The sequence below is a fragment of the Pseudomonas sp. UBA7500 genome (assembly GCF_002478435.1).
In the GTDB taxonomy this organism is placed as follows: Bacteria; Pseudomonadota; Gammaproteobacteria; order Pseudomonadales; family Pseudomonadaceae; genus Aquipseudomonas; species Aquipseudomonas palmensis.
Genome location: NZ_DLNW01000020.1, coordinates 79,717 through 100,339, shown reverse-complemented (window position 1 = coordinate 100,339; position 20,623 = coordinate 79,717). Strand labels below are relative to the sequence as shown.

At 57.8% G+C, this 20,623-nt stretch carries 15 protein-coding genes and 2 tRNA genes; 4 read left to right on the top strand and 13 right to left on the bottom strand.

Features of this window, described 5'->3' with window-relative positions:
• The gene (locus B4I46_RS09680) at positions 1-1,656 is read right to left on the bottom strand and encodes a DUF1302 domain-containing protein (RefSeq protein WP_046785894.1); all 1,656 of its coding nucleotides are present in this window, start codon (positions 1,654-1,656) and stop codon (positions 1-3) included.
• A gap of 407 nt (positions 1,657-2,063) precedes the next feature.
• Here B4I46_RS09680 and B4I46_RS09675 point away from each other — a divergent pair, with 407 nt between their 5' ends.
• Positions 2,064-2,909 (top strand): SDR family oxidoreductase, encoded by an 846-nt coding sequence (locus B4I46_RS09675; protein WP_046785893.1) that lies wholly within the window; start codon positions 2,064-2,066, stop codon positions 2,907-2,909.
• A 10-nt stretch (positions 2,910-2,919) separates the two neighbouring features.
• Complete coding sequence (locus tag B4I46_RS09670) at positions 2,920-3,804, top strand: DMT family transporter (RefSeq protein ID WP_046785892.1); 885 nt, start codon at positions 2,920-2,922, stop codon at positions 3,802-3,804.
• Between the two features lie 128 nt (positions 3,805-3,932).
• Here B4I46_RS09670 and B4I46_RS09665 read toward each other — a convergent pair whose 3' ends face one another.
• The 4 genes from B4I46_RS09665 to B4I46_RS09650 form a co-directional block, all read right to left on the bottom strand.
• Complete coding sequence (locus tag B4I46_RS09665; protein ID WP_052750419.1) at positions 3,933-5,132, bottom strand: phosphotransferase; 1,200 nt, start codon at positions 5,130-5,132, stop codon at positions 3,933-3,935.
• The gene (locus tag B4I46_RS09660) at positions 5,129-6,166 is read right to left on the bottom strand and encodes an amidohydrolase family protein (protein ID WP_046785891.1); all 1,038 of its coding nucleotides are present in this window, start codon (positions 6,164-6,166) and stop codon (positions 5,129-5,131) included. Before B4I46_RS09660 ends, B4I46_RS09665 begins: the two co-directional genes overlap by 4 nt.
• A gap of 153 nt (positions 6,167-6,319) precedes the next feature.
• Positions 6,320-7,231, bottom strand: a complete 912-nt coding sequence (locus B4I46_RS09655; protein ID WP_046785890.1) for a LysR family transcriptional regulator — start codon at positions 7,229-7,231, stop codon at positions 6,320-6,322.
• Positions 7,232-7,285: 54 nt separating this feature from the next.
• Complete coding sequence (locus B4I46_RS09650) at positions 7,286-8,212, bottom strand: quinone oxidoreductase family protein (RefSeq protein WP_054573037.1); 927 nt, start codon at positions 8,210-8,212, stop codon at positions 7,286-7,288.
• A gap of 276 nt (positions 8,213-8,488) precedes the next feature.
• Between B4I46_RS09650 and B4I46_RS09645 the strand changes: the two genes are divergently transcribed.
• Entirely contained in the window at positions 8,489-12,052 is a 3,564-nt protein-coding gene (locus B4I46_RS09645) for an indolepyruvate ferredoxin oxidoreductase family protein (protein ID WP_286899877.1), read from the top strand.
• Between the two features lie 12 nt (positions 12,053-12,064).
• Positions 12,065-12,622, top strand: a complete 558-nt coding sequence (folE, locus tag B4I46_RS09640; RefSeq protein WP_046785888.1) for a GTP cyclohydrolase I FolE — start codon at positions 12,065-12,067, stop codon at positions 12,620-12,622.
• A gap of 54 nt (positions 12,623-12,676) precedes the next feature.
• Here folE and B4I46_RS25630 read toward each other — a convergent pair whose 3' ends face one another.
• From B4I46_RS25630 to gacA, 8 genes are all read right to left on the bottom strand, one after another.
• Positions 12,677-13,732 carry a methyl-accepting chemotaxis protein gene (locus tag B4I46_RS25630; RefSeq protein WP_414708929.1) on the bottom strand — a complete coding sequence of 352 codons (1,056 nt, stop codon included), beginning with the start codon at positions 13,730-13,732 and terminating at the stop codon, positions 12,677-12,679.
• A 216-nt stretch (positions 13,733-13,948) separates the two neighbouring features.
• On the bottom strand, positions 13,949-14,323 hold the full coding sequence (locus B4I46_RS25625; protein ID WP_376787188.1) for a Tar ligand binding domain-containing protein: 375 nt from the start codon (positions 14,321-14,323) through the stop codon (positions 13,949-13,951).
• A gap of 402 nt (positions 14,324-14,725) precedes the next feature.
• Positions 14,726-14,817, bottom strand: a tRNA-OTHER gene (locus tag B4I46_RS09630).
• Positions 14,798-16,603 (bottom strand): tyrosine-type recombinase/integrase, encoded by a 1,806-nt coding sequence (locus B4I46_RS09625; RefSeq protein ID WP_286899872.1) that lies wholly within the window; start codon positions 16,601-16,603, stop codon positions 14,798-14,800. Before B4I46_RS09625 ends, B4I46_RS09630 begins: the two co-directional genes overlap by 20 nt.
• A 221-nt stretch (positions 16,604-16,824) precedes the next feature.
• Positions 16,825-16,900, bottom strand: a tRNA-Gly gene (locus B4I46_RS09620).
• Positions 16,901-16,965: 65 nt separating this feature from the next.
• Positions 16,966-17,526: a CDP-diacylglycerol--glycerol-3-phosphate 3-phosphatidyltransferase gene (pgsA, locus tag B4I46_RS09615; protein WP_043860267.1), complete on the bottom strand. Its 561-nt coding sequence runs from the start codon at positions 17,524-17,526 to the stop codon at positions 16,966-16,968.
• Positions 17,527-17,558: 32 nt separating this feature from the next.
• Positions 17,559-19,382: an excinuclease ABC subunit UvrC gene (gene uvrC / locus B4I46_RS09610; RefSeq protein ID WP_043860266.1), complete on the bottom strand. Its 1,824-nt coding sequence runs from the start codon at positions 19,380-19,382 to the stop codon at positions 17,559-17,561.
• Between the two features lies 1 nt (position 19,383).
• Complete coding sequence (gene gacA, locus B4I46_RS09605; RefSeq protein WP_043860265.1) at positions 19,384-20,025, bottom strand: response regulator transcription factor GacA; 642 nt, start codon at positions 20,023-20,025, stop codon at positions 19,384-19,386.
• Between the last annotated feature and the right edge of the window lie 598 nt (positions 20,026-20,623).

The window sequence follows — 20,623 nt, the reverse complement described above, 5'->3', positions numbered from 1 at the left end:
TCAGAAGGAGGTTTTGAATGTGAATGCCAACCAGCCCCGGTCTGTGTTACCAACGCCGCCATTGCCGCCGACGGTGCCATTTGCCAGGTTCTTGGGTTGGGCGCGGGTATCGGCGTAACGTAGGCCGAATTCATACTGTTGCTGATAGGTGAACTTCACACCAGCCGACCAGGACATCGCACCTTCACTGCCGCCACCAGCCGAGGCAGCGTTACCATGAATGCCATAGTTGATGGTCAGAGGTACGTCCATGTCCCAAGATGGGAAGATGCTCAGGTATTGCGGCGTGTAGTTGACTGCCACCGCGTAGTAGTCGCGCGTCGAGCAACCATCGGACGCGTCGCCGGAGCCGGCGACACCGGGTGTACGGGCGTCCGTACAGGCGGCATTGCCCTTGTACTTGAACAACTCGTCATGCTCGGTCACCTTGACCAGGTGACTGTAGGCAAACTCGCCAACCAAGGTCGCGTTATTGGCAATGAAGTTGCGTGGCATGCCATACACGGCGTTAGCGATAAAGTGGATGGTGTCACCACGCGGCCCCTCGTCATCCAGCGTGCTGACACCAGTGGCGTTCAATGCGCCGTTCTTGCGGTATGACAGCTCCGTGCCCACGGCCACCGAATCGAACACACGAGCAAAACTGATACCGGCAAGCTTGACCCCGCGGGGGTACACGACGCGGTACTCACCCAGGTTCGCCTTGACCTGCGGTGCGAGCCAAGGCTGATAGTCGTCGAACTGGCGGTAGTAGAAGCCGAAGGTCGATTCGATCGCCTCAACGTTGTATTTGGCCATCACGCCCCAGTTGGCATTACTGTCGCGACCATACTTGGAGGAGGCGCGCTTGAGTGCCCCAGCACCGGCTGGCATCTGATCCGGACCTTCGAACAGGAAGTCTGCACCGCCGAAGTAGGTCCCGCCGTAGGGAATACGGGTGTAGTCCCACTCATAGAAGTACTGGCCGGCGATGGAAAGATGATCAGTGACCTGGGCCTTGGCAGATATCTGGCCGATGGGCAGAAATACTTCTTTTGTCTCGATACCCGGGCTGGTAGCGGCTTTTACACCGTCGCTCGGGGCCTGAGAGTAGGAAACTGAGTGTGCACCGAACAGCAGGCCCTCGCCCCAGTAGTTGGTATGGCGACCGATCTTGACGTTAAGCGGTGTATCGCCTACCTGAAAGTTTTTCCACACGAACGCATCGAGGATTTCACCAGAAGGTCCTCTGACATAGCGCTTGACCTCATCGCTGTAGTGACCATTTTCGTAGCTGGTCTGGCCACCCACCTGGCTGTGGACCTTGGTGTCACGGTAGGCATTGTCGTACCAGCCAGCAGCACTCAGGCGTGCCCCCCATTCGTTCAGGTAGGAGAAATCCACTTCGCTCAACACATCGAGTCGATTTGTAACGATATCGCCTTTGTCGAATTTGCTGTCGGACTCGTCGTAGGTCGGGGTCCGCATGATGCGGTGGTCTTGGTCTTCCATGCGCACGCCCAAGTTGTAGCGGACGGTATTGTCCCAACGCAGGCGGTAGTCAGGGTTGCTCAGGTCAAACGAAACAGCGTGCGCTCCACTCATCCCGCCGAGCACTGCCAGCGCTATCGCGCTGCGGCTAAACACATGCCTTCCCTGCTTGGTCATGTCTTTCATACGGCACCTTTTATTTTTATTTTCAGTCGTTTGTATAAGGCCAAGTACTGGCTACAGCCGTGCTGACGTACTGCTACCTCACCTGCCTAAGCAGCTCGGGTGAGCTTGTCGGCAGGTTTCACCGGTGAAGCGCGCCCATGGCTTGATTTCAAATTAACCGAGAAAAACAAATAATTCCATATAAAGATTTCAATTCTGCATTTAGAATCTCAGTCGATTTTTTTGTTGCCGCTGATCGCCCCCGGTGTGAGAGGGCATGGAGAAAAGCATGGTCAATACTGCACACAAAAATGCTAACTGTTCAATTATGTTTTGCTCAACCGGCTTTTTTCCGGTAAACAAGCCACTGAAGACACCCGCAACGTGCCTGCGTCAATCCAACAAGTATCACAAGGAGCTTGCCCCGCATGAACATCGATCTGAGCGGAAAACGCGTGATTGTCACTGGTGCTTCACGCGGTATAGGCCTTGCGATAGCCCGTGCCTTCGCACTGGAAGGTGCCCGTGTGGCCATCTGCGCACGTAGCTTGGCGGCCGTCCGCGAAGCGGAAGCACAACTGCAGGAACATGCGCAGGCGGTACTGGCCCGAGCCGTGGATGTCACGGACACTCAGGGTGTTCAACATTTCGTCGGTGAGGTGGTGCAGACCTGGGGAGGCGTGGACATTTTGGTAAATAACGCGGGCCAGGGGCGTGGGGGCAACCTAGAGACCCTCACGCCGGAAGCCATCCTTGAACACGCCAATGTGTTGCAGATGGGGCATTTTCGCTTCGTCCAGGCTGTGGTGCCGTTCATGCGGCAACAGCGCTGGGGGCGGATCATCGAGATCAATGCCCTGGCCGGCACCGTGCCGACCCCCGACGGGATCCCTTCGGTGATCAACCGTGCATCATGTGTAGCGCTTTCGCGCTCGCTGGGCATGTCGCTGGCCAAGGACAATATTCTCGTCAATAGCCTGAACATGGGCTGGATCGACACTGGCCAGTGGGACCGCCACTACAAGGAGATGGGCCCCGGGGTCAGCCGTGAGGAGTTCGATGCGATGGTTATGAAGGTGGTGCCGATCGGCCGTTATGGCAAACCGGAAGATGTTGCAGGCATGGTGTTGTTCCTTTCCAGCGAATACGCCAGTTTCATCAGCGCGGCTTCGATAGACATTGCCGGGGGCATGGGTGGCCAGATTGCCTACTTCCCGACACTCAAGCGTGATTTTGCCGCGGCACTGGCCGCTCGAAACACCGACAGCCACTAGAGCGCCCGTAATGAAGCTGCTGTTTCCAGTGCTTGCCACACTGATCTGGGCTGCCAGTACCGTGGTCAATCGCCTGTCGGTGGGGGTGATAGATCCCGCGGCCATTTCGTTCTATCGCTGGTTGACCGCATTGCTGGTGTTGTCACCAGTCATGCTGCCCAGGGTCTGGAGAATGCGCCAGAGGATACGGCCATACCTGCCCAAACTATGGCTACTGGGATTGCTCGGCATGTCGCTGTATCAGTCTCTGGCCTACTTTGCTGCACATACGGTCAGTGCCACCTCAATGGGATTGATCCTGGCGACCATGCCCTTGCTGACGGTACTGGTAGCCTTCCCGCTGCTGAACACACGCCCCACCCTGCCGTTACTGACAGGCACGGCAGTTTCATTCGCAGGGTTGGCATGGTTGCTGACCGCGGGCCACCTGCCATCGCTCTGGCAGCGCGGGGTGGGTCTGGGTGAATGGCTGATGCTGCTGGCGTCACTGTCCTACGCCCTGTATTGCGTGCTGGTGAAGCGCTGGCAAATCCCCCTGCCCACCTGGGAAAGCCTTTATGTACAGATACTCTGCGGCACGTTAATGCTGGTACCGCCATTTTTGCTTACATCATCGATGGCCCTGAGCGCTCAGAGCCTGCCGCTGGTTCTGTTTGCTGGTCTATTCGCTTCGGCGTTGGCACCGGGCCTGTGGATGCAAGGCCTGCAACGCCTGGGCCCGGAAAAAACCGCGGCACTGATGAATCTGGTCCCTCTCTTCACCGCAGCCTTGGCGATTGGGCTGCTCGGTGAGCCATTGCACCTGTATCACGCGGTAGGCGGCGGACTGATTCTGCTGGGAATTGCATTGGCCCAATGGCAACCCGTACGGGTCACCGCAAGTACCCTGCCCTAAGCCACTAGGAGTCGATTGCGGAGCGCGTCCAAGCCGTAACGATCTATACCGCTCAAGCGCGCCAGGTAGTACTCCAGTCCGCCATACTCAGCCTCGCTTACCTCCATGCACGTGCGTTTTGACCATGTTCAATCCTTCAAGAGGTGTGCATAGGCTGGCGTCAGCGGACGAGCGCCCTCGCCCAGCACCGGAGTACGCCGTGGCTTGCGTCCTCGTGTCAGCAGGCGAAGCGTGTCGAAGTCTTCGGCGGCGGTAAAAAATCGCTCCACCATCGGCAATCCTGACTGCCCCCAGTCATCCATGTTCGACATCCATGTCTGCATGCCCCACACCGGCCAACGCCGCAGTTGCTCCCAGGCGGCGTGCTGGTCGAGTACACCAGCCGCTCCCAGACTGATCAACTTTTCGCGGTACACCTGCAGAAGCCGTTGCCCCTCGGCGCGGCGTTCTTCTATCGTCAACGCGCCGAGCATGAAGTACGCCACATCGCGCCATGGCCGCCCGCGTCTTGCCAACTGCCAGTCGAGCCAGATGCGTTGTCCATTGTCACGCTGAAAACTGTTCCCTTGGTGCGAATCGCCATGGATCAAGCAAGAGGGCGAAACCTGTGCCCGCTCGAAGGCAGCCAACTCATCGAAAGCATGGCTGAAGAGCTCTGGCGTCTCATAGATCCAACGAGGTAGACGCTGCCGGTAGTCATCCTTGCCCAGGTTGACCTTGATGTAGTTGTACATACGCAGCAGGCCGTCGTTGTCTACCGGGTTGGCCATCGACACCGGAAGCCAGACCTGACGGTGCAGCCGTGGGTGGGCCCAGGTCACGGCATGCAACGCGGCTAAAGACTCCAGCCCCTGCGCGACTCCATCCACGCCCAGGTGATCAGTGCTGTGGCCGAACTTCCCGGCTGCCAGCCCAAGATCCTCCATTACCACTACGCCGCGCCCACCACCATCGGCGTCCCAATCAGTGAAATACGTGGCAGGCAATGGCGCGCCGGACCACGCGCGGGTCAGATGATAGAAACGCGACTCCAATTCGCAGATATCGCCGCTCTCGAAGCCTTCTGACCAGTTCGATTTCAGGCAGACATGGGACGGTATCCCTGCGCGCTGACCGACCTCGTTCAGCTCGAGCCTGGCGCGCAGCTTGGTAGTGTGCCCATTGCGGACCTCCACCACCGCCAACGCCTGCACTTCGATGCCGGGGTAACGCGGCTGCAGCAGCTCCGTCAGCCAAGCGGCGCTGAGGTCGCCGAGTTGTCGCGGCAGCCGCCCGACACGTTGAGGATACGGCCGCCCAGCACTCATCGCCAGCAAACTGCCCGTCACGGCGTCACAGCACGCGCCGCGTGAGCTGGCACTTTCAGTTTGAGCAGTTCAATTGCGTTACCACTGCGGATCCGCTCACGATCCGCAACCGATAGTCCTAGCCCGGCCGTCAGGTCACCGTGGTCATAGGCACCACCGAAGTTTGTACCGTACAGCAAGCGTTCAGAACCCACCACTTCAGCGACACCACGACGCAAACCAGGTGCGTGTACGTCAAGATCGAAGTAGAAGTTCTGCAGATAGTCCAGCAGCGGCCGCTGGTTGCGCGTATCGGGCGCCATAGCTTGGTTGAGTTCGCTGAGTCGGCCCAGTTGGAAGATCGCCATGCCCCCCGCATGGGTGATGTAGGTTTTCAGGGTTGGAAAGACATCCAGGGCACCTCCACAGATTAGGTACCAGAAAAACAGGGTCTCATCGACGCAATCGCCCACAATGGACGTGGTTTCGAACTTGTCGTCGGTATGTTTTTCGCCCCAGTAGATCGACTGATTGAAGCCATGCACCATGATTGGTACATCCAGCTGTGTGAGCTTCTCCCACACTGGGAACAACTGCTCGTCATGAGCTTGCAATCCGTTGAAGTTGGCACCGCCTACGCATACACCCTTGGCCCCCAATTGGGTTACCGCTCGCTCGATTTCCTTGGCTGCGTTGCGCGGATCGGCCAGATTGGCATGGCACCAGAAGTCGAAATGGTCCGGGTCGGCGCGACAGAACTCTGACATCTCGTCGTTGCAAATACGCGCGTATTCGTTGGCAAAATCACCAGCCCAATACATGAAGCAATGCGAAGGCGTGGAGACCACCAGCTTGTCGACACCCCGCTCGGCCATCAACTTGCGACGACTGGCGTGGGTCATGCGTGCCAATAGGTTGACTTGCGCCTCAGCGTCGCTAGTGGCTTTGGCCGGCTGCTTGGTGCCTAGGGAAAAATGGCCGACAGTCAACCCCTGCACCTTCATGAACGGGCCCCAAAATTCGTGGCGGTTCAGCATACCCTCTGTCAGCAGGTGGGCGTGTACATCGATCAGCATGGCGTTCTCCTTGTTGTAATCGGCCAGCAGGCCGAACGGTCACCGTTCGGCAATTTCGGAACCAATTAAAATATAGACATTTATTTTATTTTTGTTCATTTTTATCTGTGTTGCGCATAGCACCCTGAGGAACAACGCAAGGCCAGCAAGGTTTCACGACGTACACGCCATGATCAGGAACTGTCGAAACGCTTGGGCCGATATCGATAACTGCTTGTCGGGTCGCCAAATCAGTCCCAATTCCATGGGCGGAATGACATCCGTCAATGGCCGAGCCTCGATCCTCTTACCCTCCAGGGACCAAGGTCGGTAAAGCATGTCGGAAAGAATGGCGACGCCAAAGCCATGGCCGACCATGCCGCGCAGCGCCTCCATGGAAGAAGTACGAAAAGCCACGTTGGGAGCCAACCCACGAGACGCCCAGTAGCGAAACGTCGAGCTGTCACCTTCATCCACGGTGGCAAGGATGTAGGCGTGCTGCGCCACGTCTTCGAGGTTGATTGAGGAGGCAGTCATTAAGGGGTGCTGGATGGCCAACCAGAGTTGCCGGCGGGACCGAATCAACACCTGATGGGAGAACACATTCAGGCTGGGGGTGTTGGACACTATCACCAAGCCTAGGTCGAGATCGCCATTGTTAACGGCCTGCTCGATGCTGTGGCGATCTATGTCGACGAGTTCGATCTCCACCTGCGGATAGTTGCGCTTGAATCGTGCAAGCAGCGCTGGCAGGAAGTAGCCCAGCAGCGTGTAGGAAGCCCCCACACGCACGCTTCCCCGTGTCGAGTGGCTGAGGAACAGCGGCTCGCTCAGGGCGTCCTGCAACGTTTCGAGGATATGCCGCGCATGCTGGGCAAACTTATTGCCTTCGGCTGTCAGTGTCACGCCATAGGGCAAACGGTCGAAAAGGCTAACACCCATAGTCTCTTCCAGGTGCTGCACCGCGGCGGTGATGGCCGACTGCGACACGTGCACCTTCAGAGCCGCCTGGGAGAACTGACCCGCATCAGCCGCCGCCACGAAGTACCGAAGCTGGCGCATGGAAACGTCTTTGCCCTTGATCATCTGCTATGCCGAGCCCGCCGCCAGAACCAATGAAACCGCTTGCCGCTGCGGCCTTCAGCGGCGGATCGTGGCCGTGATCTTGGCGTGCGGTCCATCTATCTGAGCAGCCCAAGCCTCTGCGGCCTGGTCAAGGGTGAAATCCAAGTAGTCCACGTGTATCTGCTGTTCCCTGGCGATCTTCAACAGTCGCAGCCAGATCTGTTCACGGTCCGCAGGGGGACGCTGGCCGGTCCCGATGCACGACAAGCTGCGAAACAGCAGGTCGGCGATATCCAGGTTGAGCTGGCGGCCAGCACCAGTGCCAATGGTCATAATGCGTGCCCCCCAATTGGTGGCCTTCAGAGACGTCAGCAAGGGTTGTCCGCACACCAGGTCGAGTACCACATCGAAGCCACCGGCCGCTGCCTCCTTAAGTGCGTCAACATCATCGCTGCCACCCAGGGTAACGACCTCGTCGGCGATTCCGCGCGACTTCAGACGGCCAAGCGCTTCCTGTGAACGCGCAGCACCAACGACCTTGCCAGCACCCATGCCACGCGCAAGCTGCAAGGCAATCTGTCCCAGGGTGCCGGTGGCGCCGAGGACCAAGACCTTTTCGCCCTTCTGAATCTCAGCCTTTTCCAGCGGCACGATGGCCCCGGTAGCGGCAATACCCATGCTGATCGCGGTTTTGTCGTCCACATCATCCGGCACATTCCACACTTCGGCTTGCGGCACCAAAGTGCGCTCGGCCCAGGCACCGTAGGGCAGCACCGAACGCTCACCGAAGTATACCCGCCGCCCATCCGGCGCTCGTCCCACGCCCTCACCACGGATGACGCAAGGGTATTCGACACCCAGACGGTAGGCCCCGAGCACATCCCACCCCCCAAGGCCGGCCGTGTCCACGTCGATCAGCACCGCACCGTCTTGCGCTTGCGGCTCATTGAACTCACGTACCTGTGGCAACGCATTGCGTTCGGAAATGATGGCTGCACGCATGGCTTTCTCCCTTGTCTGTTTTGTTCTCAAGCGTCTTCAAGACCAATAATTGAACATTTTTTGATTATTTGTCCATATTTAATTAGCATCTAGGCCCGACAGTCCCGGTTTGAGCTGCAACACCGCCAATGCCGACGCATGCAGGTATTTGAAACACCAATACCTCACGGCTGTTTTTGTGATTTTACGATCGCGCCCCTGCTTTCTAGAGTCGGCCTCTACAAGGCATCGGCCTTACCGGTGCAGCCATACAAGAACAACGCCTGGAGGATGAACATGAGTACCCCGGTTTCTCTGGAAGATAAGTACGTACAACACAGTGGACATGTACTGCTCACGGGGATTCAGGCGCTAGTGCGCCTGCCCCTGATGCAACGGCTACGCGATCAGGCCAACGGTCTGAATACCGCCGGGTTCATTTCCGGATATCGCGGCTCGCCGCTAGGGGGACTCGATCAGGCCCTGTGGAAAGCACGTGACTACCTCAAAGCACACCACACAGTGTTCCACCCTGGTATGAACGAAGACCTTGCCGCAACCTCGATCTGGGGTACGCAGCAGGTCAATTTGTTCGAAGGTGCCATGTATGATGGCGTATTCGGCATGTGGTACGGCAAGGGCCCCGGCGTAGACCGTTGCGGTGATGTTTTCCGCCACGCGAACGCAGCTGGCACATCAAAATTTGGGGGTGTATTGGCCATTGCAGGCGATGACCATGGCGCCCGCTCCTCTTCCCTTCCCCACCAGACCGAGCACATTTTCAAGGCAGTGATGATGCCGGTGTTGGCGCCCTCCGGCGTACAGGAGTACCTCGACTATGGCATGCATGGTTGGGCCATGTCGCGCTACTCAGGCTGCTGGGTCGCCCTCAAGGCTGTGGCGGACACTGTTGAAAGCGCGGCCGTCGTCGATATCGACATTCATCGCGTACAGCCTGTAATCCCGACCATTGCGTTGCCTGAAGGGGGTCTGAACATCCGCTGGCCCGACCCACCACTGGCCCAGGAACAGCGCCTGCTGGAGCATAAGCTGTATGCCGCCCTGGCGTATGCCCGAGCCAACCGCCTCGATCGCATTGTCATGGATTCGCCGAATGCACGAATTGGCATTGTCACTTCGGGAAAGTCCTATCTCGACGTATGCCAGGCCCTGCGCATCCTTGGGATCGACGAAACACAAGCGCAAAAAATCGGTCTGCGCCTTTACAAGGTCGGCATGGTCTGGCCGCTGGAAGCTGAAGGTGTGCGACAGTTCGCCGAAGGTCTGGAAGAGATTGTGGTGGTGGAAGAAAAGCGCCACATGATCGAGTACCAACTCAAGGAAGAGCTCTACAACTGGCGTGAGGACGTACGTCCGCGTATCGTTGGCAAGTTCGACGACAAGGGTGAATGGAGCCTGCCGCACACCGCTTGGCTGCTGCCGGCTATAAATGACCTGACGCCGGCGATGATCGCACGAGCCCTGGCCAAGCGAATCCTGCGCCTGCACCCAGGCGGTTCGCTTCAAATGCGCCTAGCCCTTTTGGAAGCGCAGCTGGCGTGCAAAGGCCAGTTCAGCAACCTGATGGAACGCGTGCCGCACTACTGCTCTGGCTGTCCGCACAACAACTCGACCAAGGTGCCGCAAGGTAGCCGCGCGCTGGCCGGTATCGGCTGCCATTACATGGCCGCCTGGATCTACCCGCAAACCCAAACTTTCAGCCAAATGGGTGGCGAAGGTGTGGCCTGGATCGGCCAAGCGCCGTTTACCACCACCCAACACGTCTTCGCCAACTTGGGTGACGGTACTTACTTCCACTCCGGTATTCTCGCTATTCGTGCCGCCATCGCGGCAAAGGCGCAAATTACCTACAAGATTCTCTACAACGATGCCGTTGCCATGACAGGCGGGCAGCCAGTGGACGGCAGCCTCAGCGTGGCACAAATCAGCCGCCAACTGGCTGCAGAGGGCGTTCAGCGCTTAGTGGTGGTCAGTGACGATGTTGAGAAGTACAAGGGCACTGATGATCTGGCCCAAAGTGTCTCGGTAGTACGCCGCGACAAGATGGACGAGGTCCAGGAGCAATTGCGCCAGTTCCAGGGAGTGTCGGCAATCATCTATGACCAGACCTGCGCAGCGGAGAAGCGCAGGCGTCGAAAGCGCGGCAAGTTCCCCGACCCGGCACGTCGAGTGGTGATCAACGAAGCGGTATGTGAAGGCTGTGGCGACTGCAGCAGCAAGTCCAACTGCATGTCGGTGGTGGCGGTGGACACAGAGTACGGCCGCAAGCGCGAGATCGACCAATCTTCGTGCAACAAGGACTTCACTTGCCTGAACGGCTTTTGCCCAAGCTTTGTCACCGTCGAAGGCGGAACGCTGCGCAAGCCACAGGCCCTGGCAGCCAAGGCCGACGATGACTGGGACTTGCCCGCTCCGTCGGTCGTCGCCCTCGAAGAGCCATACAGCATTCTGGTGACCGGTGTGGGCGGCACTGGTGTAGTAACCATAGGTGCCTTACTGGGCATGGCGGCATTTATCGAAGGTAAGGGAACGCTTAACCTCGACATGGCTGGCATGGCACAAAAAGGCGGCGCCGTCTGGTCCCACATTCGCATCGCTGCCCGCCAGGATCAGTTGTTCGCCCCGCGGATCGCCGAAGGTGAAGCAGCCTTGTTGTTGGGTTGCGATCTGGTTGTCAGTGCCAACACCGAAACGTTATCCAAGTTGCGCCAAGGTGTGACGCACGCTCTGGTCAACAGCGAGCAAAGCATTACCAGTGCGTTCGTGCGTACCTTTGCTCTGCAGGCGCAAAGCGGTGATCTGGCCAGCCACCCTGACCCGCAATTCCATACGCAAGGCATGTCAGCGCAAATAGCCGAAACCGTTGGCGCAGCGCGGGCGGACTTTGTCGACGCAAGCAAAATTGCCACGACTCTGATGGGCGATTCAATCGCTACAAATACCTTCATGCTGGGCTATGCCTATCAGAAAGGCTGGTTGCCGGTCGGCGAAGAGGCGCTGGAACAGGCCATCGAGTTGAATGGCACCGCGGTAGCCTTCAACCTGGCAGCCTTCGCCTGGGGCCGACGCAGTGCCCACGATTTGCCACGGGTACTTAGCATTGTGGAAGCCGGCAAAAAGCAAAGCGCCGACCGCATACTTTCGCAAAACCTGGAAGAAATGGTTAAGCGGCGTATGAGCGTCCTGACGCAATATCAGAATAAAGCCTATGCCCAGCGTTACCGGCAACGCGTAGAGCAGTTTATGGAGGCCGAAACTCGGCTGCTGGGCCAGCCGGACGAGCTGTCCAAAAGCGTTGCCCGCCACTACTTCAAGGTCCTGGCAATCAAAGATGAATACGAAGTAGCCCGACTGTTCAGCAACGGCGACTTTCTGACAAAGATCCAGTCAACGTTCGAAGGCAACTACCGCCTGCGTTTCCACCTGGCACCGCCGCTGCTCAACGATAACAGCATTAGCAAAGAACCCAAAAAACGCTGCTACGGGCCTTGGATGCTGCAAGGCTTCAAGCTGCTGGCCAAACTCAAGATACTGCGCAACAGCTGGCTCGATCCGTTCGGCCATACCCATGAGCGCAGGGTCGAGCGTAACTGGTTGCGTAACTATGAAAGCATTCTGGATGAAGTGTTCGCAGGCCTGCGCAGCGACAACCTGCAACTAGCCCGCGAGCTGCTGGAGCTGCCAAACAGCGTGCGCGGTTACGGGCCAGTGAAAGAGCGCTTTCTACATCATGCCCACCAGCGTCAAGCGCTGTTACTGGAGCAATGGCGTAATGGCTCGACTGCACAGTTTCACGACGCCAGCCAAGCCACCGACAAAATTTCTATAATTCAACTCTAAACAGGGACAACAATGAACGAGGAACTGACCCGAAACTATCGCGAAATACTGCAGGGCATTGGCGAAAACCCGCAGCGCGAGGGCTTGTTGGACACTCCAAGACGCGCCGCTAAAGCCATGCAGTACCTGTGCCATGGCTATCAGCAAAGCCTTGAGCAGATCGTCAACGGCGCACTGTTCGACTCGGACAACGACGAGATGGTCATCGTCCGTGATATCGAATTGTATTCGCTGTGCGAGCACCACCTGTTGCCGTTCATTGGCAAGGCGCACGTTGCCTATATCCCCACAGGCAAAGTGCTGGGGCTGTCGAAAGTGGCGCGTATAGTCGATATGTTTGCTCGCAGACTGCAGATTCAGGAAAACCTGACCCGCCAGGTTGCCGAAGCGATTGCCCAAGTTACCCATGCCGCCGGTGTGGCGGTAGTGATCGAGGCGAAACATATGTGCATGATGATGCGCGGTGTGGAAAAGCAAAACTCGGTAATGAGCACCTCGGTCATGCTCGGATGCATGCGCGACTCGTATAACACTCGCCAAGAGTTCCTACAACTGATTCGTAACCGTTAGCTCTCACTGATTTTGTGGGGAGCGGCGCATGCGCCGCTCCCCACAAAATCAGATTTAGAAGCGGAAGCGACTCACCGCCAGGCTCAGTTCCTCCGAAAACTCACGCAGTGATACCACCGCTCCAGAAACTTGACGTGTAATCGCATCTCCTTCCCCAGCCATACGGGCAATGTGCTCGATGTGCTCCGCGATCCCTCGCCCGCCCTCGCTTTGCACACTCACCGCATCAGCGATCTGGTCTACACCTTTAGTCGAGTTCCCAACTAGGTCCGCAGCTTGCTGCAAAGTGCTCTCCAGTTCGCTCAATAGCCTGCCACTGTCATCCAGTGCCACAGTGCCTGCATGCAGAGCGTCGCCAACCGCCTCGGACTGGCCTTCAAGGTTAACTGTCAAATCATTGATTGAATTGGCCGCTTGGGCCGAGCGTTGCGCTAACTGACGCACTTCATCTGCTACCACACTGAAGCCGCGCCCACTTTCACCTGCCCGCGCCGCCTCGATCGCCGCATTGAGCGCCAGCAAGTTGGTGTGTGCAGAGAGATCCTTGACCTGGGTGATACTGGCGGTAATCGCCGAGGTGCTTTCGACAAAAGCACCTACCGAGCCGCGAATCGCTAAGAATGCCAGCCGTACGCTGTCGATGTTTTCGAGTAGACGCGACAGCGCCAAGTGTCCGTCCTGCGTGCCTCGCAAGCTAGCCTCGGCCGAACCTCGCAGGCTCTGGGCATGGTTGGAGATGGCGGCAATACTGGCGCTCATCTGCTCGATGGTCATCGATACTACCCCAACCGCACCGGTCTGTGCTGAGGAGCTCTCGGCCACCTGCGCCGAGGCGCCTACCAGCGTCTCAGCCGATGCACTGACCGAGGCGGCTACCACGGCAACCTGACGCATCGCCTGCTGGAAACTGTCAATTAGTTCATTGAACGCCTGCGCAGTGTGAGCGATCTCGTCGCCACCGATCAAGCGCACTCGGTACGTCAGATCACCGTCTCGCAACCTGATCGATGCCTGCTCGATTTCCCGGATGGGGCGCAAGATCTGCCCTCGTAACAAAAGACTGACCAGCAATGCCAGAACACTGGCGGCCAGTGACACCACTATTAGCATCTTTGACACCTGACGCTGCGAAGCATCGGCCGCGGCAAACGCATTAGAAGTCAGTTGCGCTTGCATCGCTAATAGGCGGTTGAACTTCGCTTGCAAGCCGTCGCTGTCGGCGCGTATCCGTCCTAACAACGAAGTAGCCTGAGTCTGATCTTTTAAGGCTGTACGCTGAAATTCATCCAGACCCTGGGTAACAACAGCAGCCTGTTCCTGCACCGCTTAATAGAGTGCTTTTTCGTCGTCACCCAAGCGTGTCTCACGAGCCCCATTGGCAAGGCCGGCACGCATATCGTCGACACTAGATCGTATGTCCTCGAAGTAGGACTCCAGTTCCTCCTGTGCCGTCCTCCCACCTGATTCAAGTATGCGTGAGCCCGTGGCATAGGCACCTACAATCGCCGCCTGCAAGGCAGTCGTAGTGTCCAAAACCTGTCGATATTGCTGAAAGCGCAACTGTTGAATTTCTTTGATCACTGCCTGCTGCCTAGCCAGCCCGTAATAGGCCATAGTGGAGACAAACAGTAAGCCAAGCACGAACAAGATGGGCAACACTAGAAGCTTAGCGCCTATGGAGCATTTCTGTGCAAAGAGCATGAGCAATGACCGTTCTTCTTGTAATGATGAGGCCTATAGCTTGGCAATTTATAGGAAAAAATTCTATATCGAATACCAGATTCTCCATTTAGAATTACAATGACCATCGTCTCTCTACAGGTGGTTGCCTGCCTCTTCACCAGCTCAGCAGCATCCATATAGACTCCACTAGCCTCGGACCAAAGGTACAGGCTGTGATCCGACTTTTCTTGCATCCACGCATCGCGCAGGACACTGATAGCACTCCGCCTTCCTAACCGATCCTAATCCTCCAGCGCTTTCAAGCCAATCTCAATTGGCAACCAATTGGCAACCAGAACGATCATTTTAAATCAGCCATGAAAAAAAGCGGACATAAAAAAATCCAAGCACCCGTAAGTGCTTGGATTCTTTGGAGTTTTTTGGTCGGGACGGAGTGATTCGAACACTCGACCCCTTGCACCCCATGCAAGGAGAGCATGGACATAAGACCAGCTACGTCGATCGTCGCCCCCGAATCAATAAGGACAAGGTTCTCTCAAAATTGCCTGGTTGCACAACATCGAGCGGTGTACGTCCTCTCAGCCTATCGTGGGGTTCACTTAGCAAACGATATACTCCCCAAGCTTCGAGCTGAGGCAACGATTTGAAGATGGCAAGAACTAGCTTGTGCTTCAGAGGATCCAGCTGCCAGTCAGGAATTCGCTGACCTCGATTCCCCAAGCTAAGTGACAGCAGACGTCGTGCCTTGATATCACGGTTGATTTGATCTCGCGATTTTCCGGCCAGCCGTGCAAATGAGAGGAGAGGTAAATTGGTCGCTGCTTCGTAGATCTCAAGCATCTCCGCCCGCTCTCTTTGAATATCAGAAACCAGCCGAACACCAGACGCTTCCGATGTGTCGAATCGATCCGCTAAAACCTTACTGCCTTCAACGACTACTAGATTCATTTCTGGCTTCATGACATTGCGTACGGGAGTGAGGGGTAAACTCTGCAACCCGAGCGACAGCTGCGACGCTCCCTCCAACCGAATAGTTAACGGTGAGCTCGCCGCCTTGGCATGCCCCAGCACCCAAAGGTCTAACCGATTGGCCCAATCCTGCATCATGGTACGGCGTTGCTCGACGTACTCCGCATGGTTGTATGCCGAACTGACCTTGTCCGGATCAGCATGTGAAAGCTGCGCATCAATCCAAATCTTCGGGTACCCGATCTCGTTGAGCGCCGTTGAGATCGTCGCCCTCACACCATGCCCCGTAAGCCGGCCAGCAAAGCCCATACGTCGCAATGCGCTGTTCAGTGTGTTTTCGCTGATGCGTTTGCTCAGATCGCTTCGATGGGTGAGTAGATGCCGTTGTGCCGGCACCACCTGATCTAGCAACAGCCGCACGACTTCGGTCGCTTGAATAGAGAGCGGAACGATATAGGGTGGCACCTTGGCGGTTTGACGGCGCGTTTTGCGCATCTTGAGCTGGAGCTGCTTGACCACTTCCGGCGGGATGGTCCAAAGACGGCGCTCCAGATCAAACTGATCGGGAGTCGCCAGGCGCAACTCACCGGTACGGACTCCGGTAAGCAACAACAGGCGTATACCGAGTTGCGTCTGTTGCGAGCCGCGGAACGCACGTAGTCTGCCCAGGAAGTGCGGAAGATCCTCCATGCGCAGGAAGGGATTGTGCTCCACCGGCGGCTTGGGCACCGCCACCACATCGAGATCTGCGGCAGGATTGTGCTCAAGGCCCGCTATGCGCACCAGTGCGTAGCGGAACAGCTGATTGAGCCAGGTCCGGCACTTCTCCGCCGTAGTGAAGGCTTTCCTGCACTCGATACGGCTGAGCAGATCCATAAGCACATGCCGATTGATCTCATGGATCGATTGCTCGCCAATGTAGGGCTGTATGTCTTTCGCAAAAATGCGCAGGATCTGCGACAGCGTGCTTTGTCGCCCTTCTTTGAGACTAAGCCTACGAAAGGCAATCCATTGCCCAAAGACAGCATCGAAGGTCTGATCATTGGCAAGGCGCACGGCTACACGCTGCTGCTTGCGCTGTTCACAGGGATTGTACCCCTGAGCTAGAAGCACTCGTGCCTCATCTCGCCGCTCCCGCGCGTCACGCAGCCCCACCTGCGGGTAACTGCCGAAGGACATGCGCTTCTGCCGGCCCTCCCAGTAGTAGCGGAAATGCCAGATCTTACTGCCTTGGGCAGTTACATTGAGAAACAAGCCGTCAATGTCAGCGAGCGTGTACTCCTTTGCGGTGACTCGAGCATGCCGAATCGCCATTTCCGTGAGTGCCATGGTGACCTCCTGAATCTGTCAGAGGCCAAATGCTCGTCTCGTTATCTGCGCTGCTCCACCAGAAAACCGAATGAGCCGAATTCCAATTCTGGACTCATTTCTGGACTCATTTTGTCCGGCTACCCCCGGTTTTCGGTGGTTTTCGCTGGAACGAAAAAAGGGCCTTTCGGCCCTTTTTTCAACGACTTACAGACTTCCATGGAACTCTGTAGATCTATAACTGGAGCGGGAAACGAGACTCGAACTCGCGACCCCGACCTTGGCAAGGTCGTGCTCTACCAACTGAGCTATTCCCGCGTCGTGTTGATGGGGGCCATTCTAGCGATTTTAAAAACGCCGTCAACCCCTTGATTCAAAAAAGTTTATTTTATTTCAGAGCCTTCACGCAGGTGCGGCCAGGCTGCACGCAGGTAGTGCACCATCGACCACAGGGTCAGCCCCGCCGCCACCAGCAGCAGCGCATAACCCAGGCCTACCCAGAACCCCCACACCGGCGGATTGCCCAGCAGGATCACCAGCGCCAGCATCTGCGCCGCGGTCTTCCACTTGCCCAGGTTGGACACCGCCACATGGGCACGTGCGCCCATCTCGGCCATCCATTCACGCAGCGCCGACACCACGATCTCGCGACCGATGATGACCGCTGCCGGCAGCGTGAGCCACAGGTTGGCATGCACCTGCACCAGCAGCACCAGGGCCACGGCCACCATCAGCTTGTCCGCGACCGGGTCGAGGAAGGCGCCAAACGGAGTGCTCTGCTGCCACCGACGAGCCAGGTAACCGTCCAGCCAGTCGGTGGCGGCGGCAACGGCAAACACGCTGCTGGCGGCTATGTAGCTCCAGTGATACGGCACATAGAACAGCAGTATGAAGATCGGTATGAGCAGAACGCGTAGTACGGTAAGCAGATTCGGGATATTCATCGGCACAACTGGCTGCGAGGTGAGCGGGCATTCTACTCGCTATGCAGGCTGTCATAAATCGACTCGGCAAGCTTTTTACTGATTCCGGGTGCTTTGGCGATTTCTTCGACGCTGGCACGGCTCAGTTCCTGCAGTCCGCCAAAGTGTTTTAGCAGGTCGCGCCGGCGCTTGGGCCCTACCCCGGCGACGCCTTCCAGGGTCGAGGTGCGCCGCGTCTTGCCGCGCCGCGCGCGGTGACCGGTGATGGCGAAACGGTGCGCCTCGTCGCGGATCTGCTGGATCAGGTGCAGCGCCGGCGAGTCGCCCTTGAGGGTGAACTCGTGGGCCACGTCGTTGAGGTACAAGGTTTCGAAACCGGCCTTGCGCGTGGTGCCCTTGGCCACGCCCAGCAGAATCAGGTCGGGCACGGCCAGTTCCTGCAGCACGTCGCGGGCCATGTTCAGCTGGCCCTTGCCGCCATCCACCAGCAGCACGTCCGGCAGCTTGCCCTCGCCGTCCTTGATCCGCGAGAAGCGCCGGGTCAGGGCCTGGTGCATGGCCGCGTAGTCATCGCCGGCGGTCACGCCCTCGATGTTGTAGCGCCGGTAGTCGGACTTGATCGGGCCCTCGGGGCCGAACACCACGCAGGAGGCCACGGTGGCCTCGCCGCTGGAGTGACTGATGTCGTAGCACTCCAGGCGCTGCGGGGTTTCATCCAGGTCCAGCACCTGGGCCAGCGCATCGAAGCGCGCGGCCATGTGCTGGCGGTTGGCAAGGCGCGCCATCAGCGCCTGCTCGGCGTTGGTCACGGCCAGTTGCTGCCAGCGCGCGCGGGTGCCGCGCACCCGATGGCTGATGGTCAGCTCGCGACCCCGCAGGGCCTCGACGGCGGCGCACAGGGCTTCGAAGTCTTCGTGCACCACGTTGACGATCAGCTCGGCAGGCAGTTCGCGCTCGGCGTTGCCCACGTAGTACTGGGCCAGGAACGCCGACAGCACCTCGGCCACGTCTTCCTCGATGCCCACCTGCGGAAAGAAGTTCTTGCTGCCCAGCACCCGCCCGCCGCGCACGCTGATAAGGTGCACGCACGCCCCGCCCGGGTTGACGAAGGCGGCCACCACATCCACGTCGCCGCTGCCGCCCTCCATGCTCTGCTGATCCTGCACGCGACGCAGCAAGGCGATCTGGTCGCGCAGCTCGGCGGCACGCTCGAACTCCAGGGCCATCGCGGCGCGCTCCATCTCTTCGTTGAGCTCGTTGGTCAACTGGTGGCTGCGCCCCTCCAGGAACATCACCGAGTGGCGCACGTCGGCGGCGTACTCCTGTGGTTCGACCAGGCCGACGCACGGCGCCTTGCAGCGCTTGATCTGGTACTGCAGGCACGGCCGGGTGCGGTTGGCGTAATAGCTGTCTTCGCACTGGCGCACGAAGAAGGTCTTCTGCAGCAGGCTCAGGCTTTCGCGAATGGCACCGGCACTGGGGTAAGGGCCGAAGTACCTGCCCTTGGCCTTCTTGGCCCCGCGATGGATGCCCAGGCGCGGGTAGTCGCCATCACTGAGGAACACATAGGGGTAGGACTTGTCGTCGCGCAACAGGATGTTGTACGGCGGGCGCCATTCCTTGATCAGGGTCTGCTCGAGCAGCAGCGCCTCGGTCTCGTTGGCGGTAATGGTGGTCTCGACCTGAGCGATGCGCGCCACCAGCGCGGCTGTCTTGGGCGCCAGGCCCGCCTTGCGAAAATAGCTCGCCAGGCGCTTCTTGAGGTTTTTGGCCTTGCCGACATACAGCAGGCGCGCGCCTTCATCGAACATCCGGTAGACACCCGGACGTCCGCTGCAGGTCGCCAGAAAGGCACTTGAATCAAACGCTGGGGTCATATCAGAGGTTGGCGTCAACCATACCGTGGCGCACGGCCAGCAACGTCAGTTCCACGTCACTGGTAACGGAAAGTTTCTCGAAGATCCGGTAACGGTACGTATTCACCGTCTTCGGCGACAAGCACAGCTTGTCGGAAATGATCTGCACCTTCTGGCAACCGACGATCATCAGGGCGATCTGGATCTCCCGCTCCGACAGGCTGTCGAACGGCGAGGCATTCTGCGGTTCGAACGACTTGAGTGCCAGCTGCTGGGCTATCTGCGGGCTGATGTAGCGCTGCCCGGCAAACACCAGGCGAATGGCCTGGACCATTTCACCCAGCCCGGCGCCCTTGGTCAGGTAGCCGGCCGCACCGGCCTGCAGCAGGCGGGTGGGAAACGGGTCTTCCTCGCACACGGTCACGGCCACCACCTTGATGTCGGGGTGGCTGCGCAGCAGCTTGCGGGTCGCCTCCAGGCCACCGATGCCGGGCATCTTGACGTCCATCAGGACCACGTCGGGCTTGAGTTCGCGGGTGAGTTTCAGTGCTGCCTCGCCGGAATCGGCTTCCCCTACCACCTGCAGGCCGTCGATGTCGGCCAGCATGCGGGTAATGCCCGTACGCACCAAATCGTGGTCATCGACCACCAGGACCCTGATCAAGCAGACACCTCGCGTTACGGTGTGAATTGTATCCGGCCACCTTAGCAAAAAATCGACCGGGTGAGCTAACTGTAAACGCCATCTGGCTGACGTCAATTTCCCAGCCTTCCTACGTGGCTTCCTACGCGGCTCATCGTCACTGCAGCTTGGCTTCTGCCTGGATGAGCAGACCTGCCTGTACAGGCACAGGCCACGCATGAAACTGAAACTATGCCCGGCTCGCCACGCGGAGCACAAGCGGTGGCGAATGCAAAAAAAGCAACGCCAATAAAACAGGCTGTTCACGCTCACGACGCACTCATCAACACAACTAACCCGTCGCCCGAGTGGAACTTTCAAAACATTAAGCTGAAACGGTTAATCTAATTAAATGAAGGCGATTGGCCACTATTTAAAGTTATGTAAAAACCCCGTGGAAGCATTTTTTTGGCGCCATTAAAACACACCCAATACACATATCAATTTTTTGACGTCGAACTTTCTACAAACTATATGTCATTGTTTTTAAACGGTTTTTTAACTTTCACAAAACAAACTATATTTTTTTCTAGTTAATTTGATATGAAGTGTTGCCGTTCCAAAATTAAACGCTATAGGA